Raw genomic sequence first — 18,191 nt, 5'->3', positions numbered from 1 at the left:
AATTAAGCAGCCCAAAATATTCCGTCTCCCGGTTTGTCCGGGAAATTCTGGTTCATTAATCCGAGAAAACAGGCGTTATGCGCGGTAATTTGCCGCGGAAAAGAAGGGATGGAAAATGAACTTTGATAATGCGGACGTCAACTCATCAATCGAAAGGGCCTTAACAAATCGAGAATTAATGGATTATTATTGGCGGCAGGATTGGTTTCGTGAATTTGTTTTGGCCGCTATATTGGCGCTGATTGTGTTTGCCATGATCGTTTCGGTTACTATTGTCGTTCAAAGACCGGAAGCTTCGAGTATTAAGAATGAGATTAAAAGCAGTTCGGCAGTATCGTTGGCCAAAGTCGATTTGACCTCAACCGCTGCGTTAGGCTAAGACTGACAGATTACGAGAAAAAAGACTGATTAATATAGCAGCGCATGTGCTGTAAAACCCTTTTCGTCAGGAGGGAGATATGAGTCTTTTTTCGGTTACTTCGCCAAATCCCCCAACCTCATCCAACTGCCTAAATATTGTATATTCTTTAAGATTGCGCCAATGGTTTATTGGGCTGTTATTTGGTATTGTCATCGGGGCAATAATCGCATCAGCCGGAGGGACGGCTCTGTTAATAAATTATATGGAGCCGTATCGAGCGGCATTGATCGCGCCGAATATTCAATATCAAAATGAAAAGGCCGAAGTTAATTCTCAGTTGCGGAATGCTGCTGGGCAAATGATTGAACTTAAATAGGAGGGGAATTATGTCACAGAATTTAAACGTACCGTACGGAGCATTTGAATTAAAACAATGCTACCAGAAAAACATGCTCATCGGGATATTGATGTCGACGATGCTGGCGATTGTTTCAATAACGACGGCATTACTATTGATGCCTGATGCAATAGTCATACCGGAGGATGATACCTCCGAAGGCTCATATATTCATATAGAACCACGCCCCATAATAGTGAGGGATGACCCAGTGTCGGGCGGCAGGAAAAAAAGGCCGGAAGGGAATATGAAAAATCTAATTGATAAACTAACGGGGCGACCTGTGATGATTTCGGATTTGAGCAATGACAAGATGGAAAGCAGTTTAATGACAAATGAAGAAATAAAGGAATTGATTGACGCACAAGCCTGGATCGGGGTTGATCCAAACTCGGGCATTGGCGAATTAGGTGCGATTGGGTCTGGGGAGCAAATTCCCAAGTCAACAGAATTCGTTCCGGTTGAGATAAATCCGGAATTTGTACATAAGGAAGAACCGATCTATCCTCGGTTGGCGCTTGAGGCGGGGTTTGATGCTACGCTGACAGTTGAAGTATTTGTTGGCAAAGAAGGAAAAGTCCTCAAAGCTCAGATTGCCAAATGTACCAAGCCGAAGATGGGATTTGAGGAGGAAGCTCTGAAGGCGGCATACAAATCGGTATTTTCTCCGGCGATTCAAAACGGTCAGCCGGTCGGGATTTGGATTTCGTATGTCATAAAATTCATTATCGATAATAAAGATATCCAGGGACATTAGTGTTATCCGCATATGGGAAAACATGAATATCATCCGGGGGAGCATTGGCTGGGAGCTCTTTTGGATGATGCCCGCGCTCATTAGCTACCTGGGGGCCGTTTTTTTCGGCCCCCACACCGCTTTTTTTGGATAATCGCAAAATAAACATATCAGAAAAAACCCCGTCATTGCGAATCCGACAGTTGCCGGACGTGGCAATCTCTGGTTTTTAAATGCAGATCGCCACGTCGTTCCCGTGTTTCACGGGACCTCCATGCAATGACCAATTTTATGCAAAAATAAAGAGTTATCCACAATTGCATTTCTGATAATTCCTTATATGTAAATGTTCCCGTATGAGTTACAGCGAATTGGGTTCGTTTTGTCAATTTTCAGGCAAAGGCCTGTTTTCAGCTGTCGGGGATGTCATCCCTTTTTGGCTGTCGCGTAGTTTATCTGAACTTTTGACAAGAAGTTAGTCATTTATCTTATTCTACCTTAATGTACACACCCCGCCCTGCGGGCGACCCTCTCAAGACAGGCAAAGGCCTGGCAGGGGAACAGGCGATGGCCTGTTTTTCTGCAGGAGCCGGGTTTCCCGGCCCGAATAAATGCCTGTACTCTATCATCTGGCGCGGAAACCGCGCCCTTACGGGTGATTGCTTAATTGTAATATGTTTCATCTTACATATAAGGATGAATTCGGAAAATGCATAAAATGTATGGGATAATTGCGAATGCCGTATGCGAGAAACTATCCTCTGGCTATCGTCAGAGGACGGGCTACCGGTCATCCGCGAAGCACGTGAAAACAGGAATGCCGCGCGCTTACATATCATACTTCTCCGGCAGCGTTAGAACATGACAGTCCGAGGGAGATTTAACGAGACTCCTGCATCTCACGTCGATGCTATCAAATCGTGACGGTTTGCTCGACGCGTTTCTTTGTACCTGCAGCCTGGCCAAAGGAGGGAGTAATCTGTTCTATCACACCCATCGCCTCCTTTGACATGTCGACAGCCTCGTTAAGAGAGCTATTGGCTTTGTCAGCCATCTCCCGACCCTTATAGACAACCTGGATGCCCGCCTCCATCGACTGCCTGGCGTTCTCAGTTTCAGTCTGAATGGTCTTGATCATCTCAGCCAGCTTCCTGGTATTGTCACCGGAGGTTCTCCACACTTCTGTGAAGGCAACGGTCGTCTCTTCGACAGTCGTCGACACCTGACCGGCACACTGAGCCTGTTTACCCGTGAGCTCGGACATATGCTCGGCCGCCTTCACCGTGGCCTGGGCGCAGGAAACAATTTCGTTGGCGGCGGATACGAGTTCACCGGTGTTCTCGTTTAATTCGCGAGTTACATCTTTAAGTTTGGTGACGATCATCTCTATCGAGTTCATCATAGTTCTCCTTTCCAAACCGGCACCGCTGGCAAGAGTCAGGCTGGTGCTGGTAGAATTCTCCGCTTTCATGTTCGGCTGGGGTTCGTAGCACTGTGTTTCCGACTTCACGGCCTTATGGGCTTCCACGGCAATACGTGAAATGTCGAGGAAGATGAGCAGGCGTTTGTCCAATTTGGCTACACCATTGATGTAGTCGGTGTTGCAGGAAGTGACAATATCAGGGGCTGGCTCGATGGTCGAACGGCGAAGCCTGAGGACCTCTTCAACCGCGTCCACGACCATACCTACTACACTGCCTTCGACGACGCAGACAATTATGCGTGTATTCTTATCCCATTCCTTGCCATCCATGTCGAATTTCTTGCGCAGGTTAAGAACCGGGATCACAGTGCCCCTGAGGTTGATGACTCCCTCACAATAGTGCGGTGCGTCTGGAAGCCTGGTTATTTCGACCATACGATTGATTTCCTGAACCTTAAGGATATCAACAGCGAATTCTTCGTCGCCGAGTCGAAATGAGACAAGCTGTACCACCTCGTCGAATTGATTTCCAACGTGGGTATCCATTTCTAAATCCTCCGACATTAGCTTGGGAATAGTTCCCCCCCTTTATCAAATAATCGTCCTGTTTCTCTATTTAATTAGTTCTTCACTGTGCTAATTATAAACAATGTGGCATAAAAGGCAGGCCGACCTCCCGCAACCGACCGGCGGCCCCTCCGATTACCGCCAGAGGATAGGCCACCGGCCAACTTTTTCTTTACTTTTCTGATATTCTTATGTATTTTTAGTAACTCTTGTAATATTCGGGGGATTTATTTATGGATAAATACAATTTTCTGACTGTTCTTGGCGTTGCTATCGCAATCTTGGCGATAGTAGTAAGAATAGTCCTTTTTATAATTCAAATTTATTCTAAAAAGAAGAAAAAGCGGAAAGGCTTTTTTCGTGTTGATGGCAAAAAATCATCAGATTTAATTCCTTATGATGTTATGAGCATTCGAGCCCAAAAAGATCATGGATTTGAGGAATATTATTATGAGCGGGAATACGATAAGCAAATTGAGCAGATGATTATTGACGGGCAAAGTGTGATAATCACTGGAGAACCTCTGGCCGGGAAATCCAGAGCGGTTTATCAGACATTGAAACGCCTCAATCCCGTTCACTACGTATATATACCCCATATCGACGATTTTAACATCGAAGAATTCCAATATCCTCCCGCGATTAGCGCTGTCACCCGTAATATTCTTCTCTTGGATGATATTGATAAATACACCGCCAAACGAAATTTCCCCTATCTGCTGTCAGAATATGCCCAGCGTGATTTTATCATCGTCGCCACCTGCAGGTCCGGTCCGGAATACAAATATTTTTGCGACAACGTTGAACAGGAACGGCTGATATTCGACAAACCTATCAAAATAGAGAAAATTCCTCGAAACGAAGCCGAAAAAATCGCAAATGACACTCAAAGAGAATTGCCTGCGAGGTTCAACGGCAATATTGGATCGATTTTTGTACGGCTTGATGCCATGACCGACTGTTATGCAAAATGCACCGACGAGGAAAGAACAGTCCTCCTTGCTATAAAAAGACTATATAACGCCGGGATATATGAAGAGAATGAAGTCTTTGCAAAAAATCGCGTCAGTCGTATTTGCCAGAAAATTGACGGCATGGACAGGAAAAAATATGAGATGAATAGCATTTTTGAATCTCTCGCATTCAAATCGTTTATCTCAATAAAAAACGGAAACCTCCAAATCGAAGAAACATATCTGAAAAATATTATAGACGGGAAATTCGATAAACCTTCTCATTTTGAAACAATCTTGGATGTTTTTTCAGATGATTCAGATGCCTTATTTTTGGCTGAAGATCGCGTATTTGATTTCAGTCAAATATCTGTGCAAAAAAGCCGATATGCAAAAATTGCCATTAAATTATGCCTTCGTTGCCTTGAATTGGAGGGCGAATCAGGTTCGGTTGAGCATGTGGCGAAAATTCAGAATAATCTGGGAAAAGCATACTGGACTCTGGCCGACGTGGAAGACAAACCGGGTAATTGCACGCTGGCCATTAAAGCATGCAAAGAAGCTCTTAAAATCAGAACGCTCGACGATTTCCCGATGGATTATGCCATGACGCAGAATAATCTGGGAAATGCATACTCAACACTGGCCGAAGTTCAAGACAAACCGGGTAATTGCACGCTGGCCATCAAAGCATGCAAAGAAGCCCTGAAGATCAGAACGCTCGACGATTTCCCGATAGATTATGCCATGATGCAGAATAATCTAGGGGATACATACCGCATGCTAGCCGAAGTGGAAGACAAACCGGGTAATTGCACGCTGGCCATTAAAGCATGCAAAGAAGCTTTGCACATTTATACGCTCGACGATTTCCCGATGGATTATGCCATGACGCAGAATAATCTGGGAACTGCGTACGGAACATTGGCCGAAGTGGAAGACAAACCGGGTAATTGCGCTCTGGCCATTGATGCATGCAAAGAAGCCCTGAATATCTATACGCTCGACGATTTCCCGATGGATTATGCCATGACGCAGAATAATCTCGGAAATGCATACAAAACGCTGGCCGAAGTGGAAGACAAACCGGGCAATTGCAATCTGGCCATTATAGCATACAAAGAAGCACTGAATATCTATACGATCGACGATTTCCCGTACCAATATGCCATGACTCAGAATAATCTGGGAAATGCATATAGTACGCTGGCCGAAGTGGAAGACAAACCGGGTAATTGCAGACTGGCCATTAAGGCCTTCAAAGAAGCCTTGAAGATCTATACGCTCGACGTTTTCCCGATGGATTATGCCATGACGCAGAATAATCTGGGAACTGCATACCGGACGCTGGCCGACGTGGAAGACAAACCGGGTAATTGCCAGCGCGCGCGACAGGCATTTGAAAACGCCCTCAAAGTCTATACGGATAAAGCATTCCCACTACAATATGCTGGAACAATAAAAAATCTCGGAATTTTGGATTCAATCTGCGGGGAAGAAAAATAGGACAGGTGGCCCGTCCTCCCCGCCTCGGCGGGGAGGTTGGGTTCCCGCATAGAACATTTACAAATATCCAACCAACCCACCGCATTTTCCGAAATCATCCGCATTTAATAGTATGAATTATATTTCCGGCCGGAAATTGCCAGTAGAGGCTCGTCGCGACGAGCCCGCGTTTGCGAGTGTTTACAATTTCAGGACAACTCGAGAGTTGTCCCTACAGAAAACAGGTTTGCCTGTCATTCCCGAGAGCGAAATCCCTGAAAGGGGTGAAGCGAGTCGGGAATCCATGCAGACAAATCATCTATTGACAAATTTCGCATTTTCTTCAAACGCTGCATGGATACCCGCTTTCGCGGGTATGACAATGAGAATTTGGAAGAGAAATACAAATGGCCTGCTACATAGGAAAAATTAAAATATGCCACCCCGACAGCCAAAAAGAGATGACATCCCCGACAGCCAAAAAACAGGCCTTCGCCTGCCCGAATCACCACCGATTTGATATGACCCAAAACGTTAATCTGAGGAAACAAACCCATTTTAGAAGTTGCTCTCTGTGCCGTCGGTTCCTTAGCAAAGCGGTGAACCGACGGTAGGTCATCTACGCGACAGCTGAAAACAGGCTTTCGCCTGTTGATATGACCAAAAACGTTAATCTGAGGAAACAAACCCATTTTGAGAAGCACTCAGCTTATAATATTTGACATAAAATTCATATACACCGCGCGACAGCTGAAAACAGACTTTCGCCTGTTGATATGACCTAAAACGTTAATCTGAGGATTCGCCGTCTGGCCTTTTGCATAAGCTTCCAACGTAAATATATTTGTTTTTCAACGACGCACGAAATCAAGCTGATTGTAAATATCATAATAAAACGCCATGCTCCGGGCGCTGTCGCCCTTGACGGAAATAACAACCAGTTCACCTTTTTTCACACGGCAGGAATAGTTGATGAGAACGTCGGCCCATTTATTATTGCGCGGATTAAAACATTGATAAAACGAAATACCGCTTTGTGAATCGTTGCCCGTGTGATATATTTAGTCCGCGTCAAAAATACTTAATATATTAACTGCGTCGGGTGATTGATAAGTAATCATCGACTGTTCAATATTGAATATCGGGACCAAAAAGGACAGAGGAGGTTTCATGCGTAAATCATGTATAATCCGGTTCTTTGCATTAATCGCGTTTACTTCATGCTTAGTATCATGTGATTTTAAATCGAGTACCAATATTTACTCGTACCCGGTGGCTCATACCGTTGATGTCGTAGATGATTTTCATGGAACCCCTGTGACCGATCCTTATCGCTGGTTGGAAGATTTGAATTCAGACGAAACCGGGACCTGGATTGCTGAAGAAAAGGCGATAACCAACGAATATCTTGAAAATACGGTTCGCGAAGAAATTGGGAATGAATTAACCGAGAAGTGGAATTATGCCCGGTACGGCAATCTCAGAATTGAAGGGGATTGGTATATATTTAAGAAGAACGAGGGACTTCAAAATCAATACGTTTGTTATAAGCAGAAATCATTTTCGGAAACGCCGCAAATATTGATCGATCCCAACACTTTTAGCGATGACGGCACGGTTGCTTTGGGACACATGTATTTTTCGAATGACGGTTCAATGGTGGCTTACACTATCTCCCAGTCGGGCAGTGACTGGCGAGAAGTACGCATCCGCAATGTGGCGACTAACGAAGAATATGAAGAGACAATCCGTTGGACTAAATTCACGAGTATTGCCTGGATGAATGATAACTCCGGATTTTATTACAGCCGTTATCCCGATTCCAATCAGGTGGCTCTTGAGGATCGCACTCTTGATAATAAACTTTATTTTCATAAGCTGGGTACGGATCAGGCAGAAGATCAGCTTGTTTATGAGGATATTGTAAATAGGGAAAATGGTTTTGATCCGTATATGACCGAGGACGGCAAGTACTTAGTGCTGAATGTCTGGCGGGGAACGGATGTCGAAAATCGGATTTATTATAAGAAGATCGGAGGCGGACGGATTGTAAAGCTTATCGATCAAGCCGAAGCCGAATACACCTTTATTGAAAACATTGGCAATATCTTCTACTTTTTGACGAATAATGATGCGGTGAATTACAGGATAATCGCAATTGATATAACAAAACCCGATAAGTCAAACTGGCGTGAAATAATACCCCCAAATAGTGATGCCATAAATTCGGCAAGCATGATAAATAATCATCTGAGCGTCAATTATTTGCACAATGCCTACAGTGTGCCAAAAATATTTGACTCGGAAGGGAAATTCATTAGGGATATTGAGCTTCCAGCGGTGGGGACAATCTCTGGTATAGAAGGTAAAAGGATGGGGACGGAGATGATTTATAGTTTTCAATCTTTTACCTATCCTTCCGGATTCTATCACTTTGATTTTGTAACGGGCCAAACGGCGCTTCGTTTTCGAGATGATATTGACGTCGAATCCGATCTTTATGAAACCAAGCAAGTCTTTTTCTCATCCAAAGACGGCACGAAAGTACCGATGTTTATTGTACACAAAAAAGATTTGGAATTGAATGGCAACAATCCAACCATATTGAATGGCTACGGGGGATTCAATTCCAGTTCCAAACCCAAGTTCGATTTTAAAAACTTCTATTGGCTGGAAAAGGGCGGAATCTACGTTAAAGTAAACCTTCGGGGAGGCGGTGAGTTTGGCGAAGAGTGGCATAAGGCCGGTATGCTGGGCAATAAACAGAATGTGTTTGATGATTTTATCGCCGCCGCTGAATGGCTGATTGACAATAAATATACAAGTTCATCCAAACTTGCTATCTGGGGCGGAAGCAATGGAGGTTTGCTGGTGGCGGTCTGCATGATTCAGAGACCCGAGCTTTTTGGCGCGGTTGTTTGCGGGGTTCCGGTGATTGATATGTTGCGTTATCACAAATTTACGGCCGGACGTTACTGGACCGGGGAATATGGCAACGCCGAGGAAAACCCGGAACATTTCAAATTTTTGTACGCTTATTCACCGTTGCATAATATCAGGCCGGGAATAAAATGCCCTCCGATAATTGTGACGACCGCGGAATCGGATAATCGAGTTTATCCGTCGCATTCATTAAAATTCGTCGCCGCTCTTCAGGCGGCCGATGCCGGCGACAATAGCATCCTTTTGCGGTATGAATTAAAAGCCGGTCATGGTGCGGGCAAGCCGATGACAAAGCAGATAAACGAGAAGGCGGATATTCTCGGATTTTTATTCAAAGAATTAGACATGTAAAAGCACGGCGGCGGTATCTTCGGTCATGATGCCGCCGAGTTCAATCCTCGATTTTCCTTGCAAATAGAGATATCCTATTTATCTTAGTCCGATTATGGCCCTCGGGATTAATAAAGTCTCAATCAAAACTATTACTTTTTCCGCAATCGTAATGTGGGTCGGGTTTTATGCCTGGCGGATAATGTTTAATAATTTCGCGGTTGAGGTATTTGACGCTTCGCCGACTGATGTCGGCGTAATTCAAGCCGTTCGAGAAATCCCGGGACTGCTGGCGTTTGGCGCCGGCGCGCTGGCGGTTTATTTCACCGAATCAAAAATCGCGTCATTGGCTCTGATCGCGATGGGGCTGGGACTGCTATTCTGTGGATTTTCACCTACGTTAGTGGTCCTGGGGCTGGCGACCGTCATGATGTCGTTCGGATTTCATTATTTCGAGCCGGTAAACTCCTCACAACTTCTGGCGTTGTCTGATACAAACGAAGTCGGAAAAGTGCAGGGACGTTTATTATCTTATGAATCGATGGCCGGTCTGCTTGGCGCCGGGATGATTCTCCTGATGACATTATTTATTGATTTTCGCGTTTCATTTATCATCTTCGGAAGCGCCGTGATATTGATAGGATTATATCTGGTTCTGGCCTTGCCGCCCAATCGAGGCAAGCAGGAAAAAAGAAAGGTCAGGATAAGGAGGAAATACTGGCTTTATTATTCTCTGTCATTTCTTCGCGGATGTCGTCGTCATATTTTCACTACTTTCGCGATATTTCTACTGGTGAAAAATCATAATCTCGATATTACCGTTGTTTCGATAATTATGTTAGCGAATAATTTCATTACTATTTTTACCAATCGATATTTGGGAGTCCTCAACGACCGGTACGGCGAGAAATTTGTCCTGGTGGGATGTTCGTTCTTTCTGATATTCATTTTTTGCGGATATGCTTTTGTAAGTTTACTACCGATGTTAATTGCCTTATACGTGATTGATAACATCTTGTTCGGGTCATCTATCGCGCTTAAATCTTATATCAGGAAAATTTCCACCGAGGAAGATTTGACAGGATGTTTGTCATTCGGCATGACTTCCAATCATATCACCGCGGTAGTAATTCCGATCGCCGGCGGCGTCATGTGGAGCATGTTTGGATATCAGGTAACTTTTTTGGCTGGAGCCTTGATTGTCCTGATTGATTTGTTGCTGGCATTAAAAGTACCGGGTAAGAATATCTTATCACCCGATTCAAAGTAAATTCATACTCTACCATATGAACCGGCGTGATCCTGAAATTATTTGGGAGACTTGCCGATAATTATACTATCATGTGAATTTGCAGATTTTTTCTACTTGAGGATATCGCTTTTGAGAAAACTCGTTTTATTGCCGGCCGATATTTTGAATATCAGGGTTAGGGATAATATCAAGGAGTCAAAAAATGACGTATTGCGCGAGCATAAAGATGTTATGAACGCGGTCCGGCAGGAATTCAATAATATCTTATACCAATCCCACGCGCGTAATGATTTTGAGATAGTAATTAGCGAACCGATCAAAATCGATACTCAGGTAAACCAGTAGTTCGGTTCCTCATTATTACATTGCGATTATCTTCCAAGAGTATTTCCTTATGGCCAAACCATAAGGGGTATTATCATGAAAAAGAATCTCAATTATTTAGTACTTATTGCCGCGGCGGGCATTCTGTTTCAATTTGGCTGTTGCGGAGATAATTTAGATGAAATCACGATCAATAATGTAAGCAACGCCGAAAAAATAATCGGGATGGAATTTGAAGCCGACGAGCGGGATTCAATGCTTACCGATTTAGCGGATAATTTGGAATCATACATTGAGATGAGAAAAGTCGAGATTGATAATTCGGTACCGCCATCCATCTGGTTCAACCCTTTGCCGCGGAATTTTGAAGTAAATTATAACCAGGAAAAAATAAAATTCAGCAAGCCCAAAAAAGTGGCCATGCCGGAAAATATCGACGACCTCGCCTTTTTTTCGGTCGGTGAATTGGCAGAATTAGTGCGAACAAAAAAGGTCACATCGACTCAGCTAACCCGGCTGGCTCTGGATAGACTTAAAAAATTCGACCCGGACTTGCATTGCGTTATTACTCTTACCGAAGAGTTAGCCTTAGCTCAGGCCGCCAAGGCAGACGAGGAAATTAAATCGGGGAAATATCGAGGACCGTTGCACGGCATACCATACGGTGCCAAAGATTTATTGGCCGTGAAAGGATATAAGACGACTTGGGGAGCGATGCCTTATAAAGATCAAATCCTTGATTTCAATGCGACGGTGATAAAAAAGCTGGAAGCGGCGGGAGCGGTTCTGGTGGCAAAGCTATCTTTGGGAGCATTGGCCTGGGGCGATGTCTGGTTTGCCGATACGACTCGTAATCCGTGGAATCTTGAGCAGGGCTCAAGCGGTTCGTCGGCCGGTCCAGCCTCGGCCGTATCAGCCGGATTGGTGCCGTTTGCTATCGGTTCGGAAACCTGGGGCTCGATTGTGTCGCCTTCGACTCGATGCGGAACGACCGGATTGCGGCCCACTTACGGTGCGGTTAGCCGGGCCGGGGCGATGGCTTTGAGCTGGACGATGGATAAACTGGGACCGATCTGCCGCACGGTGGAAGACTGCGCCTTAGTCTATAATGCTATTCGGGGGTCAGATGGCATTGATATGTCTGTAATTGACGCGGCCTTCAATTATAACCCCGATATCGATTTAAAATCATTGAAAATCGGATATCTGAAAAAAGATTTTGATACCGATTCGAGTTATATGGAGCATAATAATAACGCTCTTCAAGTTATGCGCGGACTGGGGGTCGACCTTATTGAAATCGAGCTTCCGGATATGCCGATAATGCCGATGTCAATTATACTCAGCGCCGAAGCGGCGGCGGCGTTTGATGAATTGACTCGTTCCAATCGCGACGATTTGTTAGTCAGGCAGATAAAAAACTCCTGGCCCAACACATTTCGAGGTTCCCGATTTATCCCCGCCGTTGAATACATTCAGGCCAATCGCTTGAGAACTCTGATGATAGAGAAAATGGCTGCCTTAATGAAGGATATTAACGTTTATATAGCGCCTTCGTTTGAAGGCAATAATCTCCTTTTGACCAATCTCAGCGGTCATCCCTGTGTGGTTTTGCCGCACGGTTTTAATGAAGAGGGGGCCCCGACGAGCATTACCTTTATTGGACGGTTATATGATGAAGCAACGCTTGTGGCGGTCGCCGGGAAATTTCAGGATGCGACTGATTTTCATATGAAGCATCCTGAGAGATTTGAGTAACTATTGGAGTTTCAATTTAGAATACGATAAAGGCGGGAAGCCATTTTGGGCATCCCGCCTTAGTTGTCGAGCATGATGTATTTACGATTTTATGGCAATATGGTATAAGCGGCCAATTTGCTATTATACAGTCGCGGTACGATCAACAAATTTTTCTCGGGAATAAAAGTAATATCGGCTGTAAACCTGTCAATCGCGTTGGTGTTTATCAAAGGTGTTTTTTCTCCCGCGGAATTGACGCGAAATACCCTTCCATAAAAATCGGATATAATATAATTGCCCCGGCCATCAGGCGTAATTCCGTCCATTAAAGCCCCGGCTCCCAGGCTGACAATGGGTGTAATCTTCTGCGTTTCAATATCGACTGATTTTAGAATCCCATCTCCGGTGCATCCGACCAATAGTCTCCCTTTTTCATAATGAATTGCGTTGGGTGAGATGATGTCATCAGATTGCAACCAAATTTTTAGCTCTCCATTGGCGAATTTATAGATCGTGTTGCCGTCACTATCAGATAGATATCCTATACCGTTTTCATCGATAGTGAAGTCATTGGGGAAGCCGGGATTGGGAATTGGAAAGCGGTTTAAGATTTGACCGCTTTCTTTATCAATCTCGACCAGGCCGGTTCGCTCAACGGTATATAACTTATCCTTATACATGGCTAATCCGGTCGGCTTATTGAGATCGGTGATCCACTTCAATTCCTGAATGTGACCGTCGGGAGTAATTTTTGAAATAAATTCCTGGCCGGCGTTATAATAATTGGTGATATAAAGCAGATCTTTTTCGGCATCGTAGACGGCCGATTCCGGCATTCTGACTTCATTCTCAATTTCCCAGACTTTAGTAACACCATCAGCAAGATAAACGGTATCGGCGTCCTGGCACATAAAGCCCCAGCCGCCAAAAGTTTCCATGACCGCGAAGATAAGTTCGTTGTCACCGTTCTTTAAAGGCAGATAAAGAGCGTCAAATAATCCGATGATACCCAAAAATGACGGGTCGCGGCCCTGATAGGTGCTGACTCCCGAAAAGATCAATTGGCCGTTTAAGAAAATATTCACGGCATCGCTATACCCGAATGAGAATTTTCTCAATTGATCTTCAGAAGAGTTAATCGTGGTTTTAGCCCAAACTAAATTGGCATTAAAATAATTCCATGTATAATGCTGACATATATCAACCAGGCCGAATGGATCACTTTCGACGCTCTTCCAGGATAACTCAGTCAATCCCAGTTGATCGGGCGTTTTTTCGTCGTCAATTTCCAGTCGGTTAACAGGTTCGGATAATTCCCAATTCTTGATAACGCCAAAAACGGGTTCTTTAATCGGTATAGGATCAATCTGAACTGTGGAATCAAGAGTATAGGAGAAATTAGAAAAATATGACACGCCGACTGCGGGACCGAAAACACCAATCGATCCTCTTCTTGGCCCCAATTTCAATTCCGATATTGACAGTGCCGGTTTTTCATTATCATCGATAAATAATTGAGCTTGAGTTCCTTTGATAACCATTTTCATATGTATCCATTGGCCGACGGGAATAGTGGCCTTCTCGGTGCATCCGTCACCCGAGTATAACTGCCATCCGGCGACGCCGTTAATAGTAGGCGTATACTGTAACACATCCGAATAAAGAGCCGAACGATGAGGACGAACATAAAAACGCTCATAATTTTGACCCTGGATGCGGAATATGATTCCGGGATATGATTTTTCGCGGTCAGTTATCGCCGCAATATCGAATTCGATTATTCCATCTTCAAATTCAACATCTCCGAGAACCGCAATTCCTTCAAAGGCGGTTCGTCCGAGGTGCTCAGTAACCTGCCCCGCCAAAATAGTCCAGCGATTTGAATCAAATCCGACTGTTTCGGAACAGGCCTGCTTAGGCAATGTGGCGATGTTAAAAAAAATTAGAAGAAGAAGGAGAATAAAAATTCTGAGAGAAATAAGATTTTTCATTTTGGCTCCCGTTAATTATATGGCTGCAATGTCCTTTTTATTCTTAATAAGACGCAAAGTCGTCTTCTTTGTTTAATGTCGAGAGGCCAAAATCCATAAAATGTAATGCATTTTTGGGCAGAATTTAGAGGAATCTGTTATCCAACTCACCGGAATACAGGAAAGGCACCCAGGATTCCCGTGAGAAAATGAGAAAACTCTGAATTGGTCGATAAGTTATTAAGGAGTTGTCTATGAATAACTTAATAGTATAGTTATGGAGTATATTTCCCTTTTAAACTTCGATTTCTTATATGTTTTTTGAATAATATCGGCAAGTTTTTAAAGTCTATCGAAAAGTGTTCAGCAATTGGACAAAACCGGATTTGGCGTAATTGATTGTTATTCAACAGGATAATCAATTCTTGCGTGTGAAGTTTACTAAAAATGTCAGACATACTAACAATTTTGCGGGCCTGGTTGAGGGTAAAATTATAAGTTATTATAAGGTAATGATTTAAAAAATCGATTGAATTGGTATGAATTTTGCTCAAAGAAAATTAGGTAAAACAAAAATAAGTTATTTAGGAGGTTGAAATGAAAAAGATCTTGGTACTCGGATTTGCGATTTGCTTGCTCAGCCTGTCCACTCCGTCATTTGGTTTCAGTTATTTTGAAATGATTGGTGACAATGACGGATATGGTTACGGCGTGGCTGACAACGCCACTTTGCCATTTTCCGATGATCCTACTCCCGGTGGAGGTTGGATTTTCGATAACCGCTCTGCGGCCGAATTGGCCGCTACCAACGGCGCTCAATTTACTGATATCGAGCCGCGAAATACCCTGAACGCCACCTTTAATTTCGCCCCGTTTGCTCCTTCAGCGTTCCATGAAGGTACCTTTATGATTGATCTTTCCGGTATTCAGACTACCGCTGGGGGCCAGAGCAGGCTCTGGTTTGACGGTATTGAAGTTGTCAATGCTTTTGCCGGAGTAGAGATGGGTGCATGGGGATCACAGGTATTCCAGTTCTCTCTTGGCGCTGTGACGTTGGCGGACGGTATACTGGATGTTGATTTTGCGAGTGGCACTGTTGGTAGCACTGTGGATAACGTTGCTATTGACTTCGCGTCACTGAAGGTTGTTACGATTCCAGAGCCGACTTCAATGGCTCTTTTGGGATTGGGTTTACTCGGAACTGGCTTGGTTCGCAAATTCAGAAAGTAATACAAGTTTAATGGATGATAAAATACCGCCCTTCGGGGTGGTATTTTTTTTGCCTATATTTGTTTCCGAAAAATTGGCTGATTTATTTTTTCAGATTTTCCTCAAACAATTTGAAAATACGGCTGTATTCATCGGTCCAGTTTTCTTCTTTTCTAAAAGTATGTCCATCCAGGGGGTATGAAGCCAGTTCCCAATTGTCCTTACCCAGTTCAATTAATCGTTGGCAAAGGCGGACAATATCCTGATAATGAACATTCCTGTCCAGCATTCCATGGCACATTAATAACGCGCCCTGAAAACCTTCGGCGAAATAAATGGGTGAGCTTCGGGTATAGGCAATACTATCCAAATGCGGTACGTTTAGAATATCGGACGTATATTCATGATTGTAATGAGCCCAATCAGTAACCGACCTCAGGGCCGCTCCGGCTTTGAACACTGCAGGTTCTTTAAAGAGCGCCATGAGCGTTAAGAATCCCCCATAAGAACCTCCATATATGCCGATCCGGGTCGAGTCAACGCCGTGTTGGGATACCAAATATCGAGCGCCGTCAACATAGTCGTCCAGATCTTTTCCGCCCATGTGACGATATATGCCGGTTCGCCAATCGCGCCCGTATCCGGCGCTGCCCCGATAGTCAACATCGAGAACGATGTAACCGTTATCGGCCAGTAAATTATGAAACATGTATTCCCGATAATAACCGCTCCATCGCATATGAGCGTTTTGCAGATATCCGGCGCCGTGAACAAACATTACGGCGGGAGTGTTCGGAGAAACCTCATCCGGTTTAAAAAGCCGGGCATAGACAACGGCAGAATCTCTCGCGGTAAAGGTGATAATTTCCGGAGTCCTCCACGAGTATGATAAAAATTCGTCGGTAAGAGAGGAAGTGATCTTTTTCATCGGTGCACCCGGTTTGTTTTCCATAAGGTATAATTCGGGGGGATGATTCGGCGTCGAGTGAAGAATGGCCAGAGTTTTCTCGTCGGGTGACATCGAAACTTCAAAGCCGCCGCTTAAGGTTGTGATACGCTCACGTTTTCCTCCCGATATTTTCATCCGATAGAATTGTTGTTCCCCGGGATGAATTTCATTGGAGACGAAATACCAATACTTTTTGTCGCGCGACATTTTAAGATTCCGTATTTCGAACGAACCGGAAGTAAGTTGTTTTTTTTGACCGGAAATGACATCGACGGTATAAAGATGCGAATACCCCGTTTCTTCCGATTGAAACCAAACGGTATTATTATCGGGCAGCCAACCGATATTTCGTGAATACCGTCCTCTGATTCCGGGTCCTCCGATCCAGGCCTCATCGTGCTGACGGTCAAGTAATTTCATCCCTCCGTCGGATAAATTCAAAAGCACTATCCAGCGGTCTTTATTATCCGATGATAGTATTTCAACTACAGCCTTGTTATCCTCATCCGACCAAATAGGGCCATATATTATGACTTCACGCTTAGAAGGAGGGTTGGTACTATCGGCGAGAGACGGATAGTCAGCATAATACTCCGGCTGGTCGAATATACCCGGAATACTATCGGTTTCAATAAAGTAAACAGTATCTCTTTCTCTATCATATATCCCAAATTCGTAAGTCGATCCCTCTCGTCCAACCTTGGTACGGCTATTAATATCCTCGGTGAAACCGCTTCGAGTAACGTAATTCGGAACGATTGTAGAGGAATATTCCGGTGGGCTTTGAGTTATGCGAAAAGTGATAAAGTTCTCATTCGGACTCAATTTAATATTTGACTGGTGTTTTCTACCTACAAAAATCTTCGACGGGCGATTTGAATCTTTTTTGGCTCGAATCTGATTTTCTTCATCATCAATCTTGCTTTTTTCCTGAAATGACTGAAACAGATCTTTTTGCTGCTCACTCAGCCATTTTTCATGTTTGGATTTAGCCCCCACGTTTTTTTTACTTTTTGAGCCTTCCCGGAAATTGGTTATTTGGCGGATAGTCCCATCATTAAGATTCCAGATGAACAAATTACCATCATCAATGTAAGTTATTTTTAATCCATCGTGTGTGAAGCGAGGGCTGGATTCGCGGCGGACAGTGTTTGTGATTTGTTTAGTTGATTTATCCTTAAGATTATACAAGAATATATCGCCATCGCGTTCAAATAATTTGCGATTTCGATTCTTGTCGTAATCGCCGTAACGGTTTGGCTGAGAATCACTTTCTTCCGAAGAGACTTTACGTGGATTATTGCTATTTATATCTATCACATACAGGGAATCGTTGTCGGCATTTTCGGGATTCCATCGGAAATACACTTTTTGACTATGTTCGCCCCAGTAAGCTCTTCTGGGCCAATTTCCCATCCATGCTCTGTCACGCATGATCTTTTTTACAGTCAGCGGAGATAACTCTTCGGCTGAATTGATTTGGTCCGCGAGTACGGGAAGTATCAGCACCCATAACGAGCAAAAAAGCGCTAAAAATCTGATCGGTTTCATT

At 44.0% G+C, this 18,191-nt stretch carries 13 protein-coding genes; 9 read left to right on the top strand and 4 right to left on the bottom strand.

Annotation, left to right across the window (positions count from 1 at the left end; genetic code table 11):
- Positions 1 to 115: 115 nt before the first annotated feature.
- The 3 genes from V3V99_10330 (at position 116) to V3V99_10320 (ending at position 1,515) form a co-directional block, all read left to right on the top strand.
- Positions 116 to 379, top strand: coding sequence for a hypothetical protein (locus V3V99_10330; protein ID MEE9443048.1), 264 nt, complete (start codon positions 116 to 118; stop codon positions 377 to 379).
- 79 nt (positions 380 to 458) lie between these two features.
- Positions 459 to 737 carry a hypothetical protein gene (locus tag V3V99_10325; GenBank protein MEE9443047.1) on the top strand — a complete coding sequence of 93 codons (279 nt, stop codon included), beginning with the start codon at positions 459 to 461 and terminating at the stop codon, positions 735 to 737.
- A gap of 10 nt (positions 738 to 747) precedes the next feature.
- Entirely contained in the window at positions 748 to 1,515 is a 768-nt protein-coding gene (locus V3V99_10320) for an energy transducer TonB (protein ID MEE9443046.1), read from the top strand.
- Positions 1,516 to 2,407: 892 nt separating this feature from the next.
- Here V3V99_10320 and V3V99_10315 read toward each other — a convergent pair.
- Positions 2,408 to 3,463 (bottom strand): chemotaxis protein CheW, encoded by a 1,056-nt coding sequence (locus tag V3V99_10315; GenBank protein MEE9443045.1) that lies wholly within the window; start codon positions 3,461 to 3,463, stop codon positions 2,408 to 2,410.
- A gap of 254 nt (positions 3,464 to 3,717) precedes the next feature.
- Between V3V99_10315 and V3V99_10310 the strand changes: the two genes are divergently transcribed.
- The gene (locus tag V3V99_10310; protein MEE9443044.1) at positions 3,718 to 5,943 is read left to right on the top strand and encodes a tetratricopeptide repeat protein; all 2,226 of its coding nucleotides are present in this window, start codon (positions 3,718 to 3,720) and stop codon (positions 5,941 to 5,943) included.
- 233 nt (positions 5,944 to 6,176) lie between these two features.
- On the opposite strand, the gene V3V99_10305 is transcribed toward V3V99_10310, so the two are convergent.
- Positions 6,177 to 6,614 (bottom strand): hypothetical protein, encoded by a 438-nt coding sequence (locus V3V99_10305; GenBank protein ID MEE9443043.1) that lies wholly within the window; start codon positions 6,612 to 6,614, stop codon positions 6,177 to 6,179.
- Positions 6,615 to 7,092: 478 nt separating this feature from the next.
- Between V3V99_10305 and V3V99_10300 the strand changes: the two genes are divergently transcribed.
- From V3V99_10300 to V3V99_10285, 4 genes are all read left to right on the top strand, one after another.
- Positions 7,093 to 9,216, top strand: a complete 2,124-nt coding sequence (locus tag V3V99_10300; GenBank protein MEE9443042.1) for a prolyl oligopeptidase family serine peptidase — start codon at positions 7,093 to 7,095, stop codon at positions 9,214 to 9,216.
- A gap of 94 nt (positions 9,217 to 9,310) precedes the next feature.
- The gene (locus tag V3V99_10295; protein ID MEE9443041.1) at positions 9,311 to 10,465 is read left to right on the top strand and encodes an MFS transporter; all 1,155 of its coding nucleotides are present in this window, start codon (positions 9,311 to 9,313) and stop codon (positions 10,463 to 10,465) included.
- A gap of 111 nt (positions 10,466 to 10,576) precedes the next feature.
- Entirely contained in the window at positions 10,577 to 10,792 is a 216-nt protein-coding gene (locus V3V99_10290) for a hypothetical protein (GenBank protein MEE9443040.1), read from the top strand.
- Positions 10,793 to 10,867: 75 nt separating this feature from the next.
- Positions 10,868 to 12,529: an amidase gene (locus tag V3V99_10285; GenBank protein MEE9443039.1), complete on the top strand. Its 1,662-nt coding sequence runs from the start codon at positions 10,868 to 10,870 to the stop codon at positions 12,527 to 12,529.
- An 89-nt stretch (positions 12,530 to 12,618) separates the two neighbouring features.
- Here V3V99_10285 and V3V99_10280 read toward each other — a convergent pair whose 3' ends face one another.
- Entirely contained in the window at positions 12,619 to 14,502 is a 1,884-nt protein-coding gene (locus V3V99_10280) for a hypothetical protein (protein MEE9443038.1), read from the bottom strand.
- A gap of 576 nt (positions 14,503 to 15,078) precedes the next feature.
- Between V3V99_10280 and V3V99_10275 the strand changes: the two genes are divergently transcribed.
- Entirely contained in the window at positions 15,079 to 15,711 is a 633-nt protein-coding gene (locus V3V99_10275; protein MEE9443037.1) for a PEP-CTERM sorting domain-containing protein, read from the top strand.
- Positions 15,712 to 15,793: 82 nt separating this feature from the next.
- On the opposite strand, the gene V3V99_10270 is transcribed toward V3V99_10275, so the two are convergent.
- On the bottom strand, positions 15,794 to 18,190 hold the full coding sequence (locus V3V99_10270; protein MEE9443036.1) for a prolyl oligopeptidase family serine peptidase: 2,397 nt from the start codon (positions 18,188 to 18,190) through the stop codon (positions 15,794 to 15,796).
- Position 18,191: the final 1 nt, after the last annotated feature.

The sequence above is a fragment of the Candidatus Zixiibacteriota bacterium genome, from assembly GCA_036480375.1.
Taxonomy (GTDB): Bacteria; Zixibacteria; MSB-5A5; order GN15; family JAAZOE01; genus JAZGGI01.
This window is presented reverse-complemented; position numbering and strand designations above follow the sequence as displayed.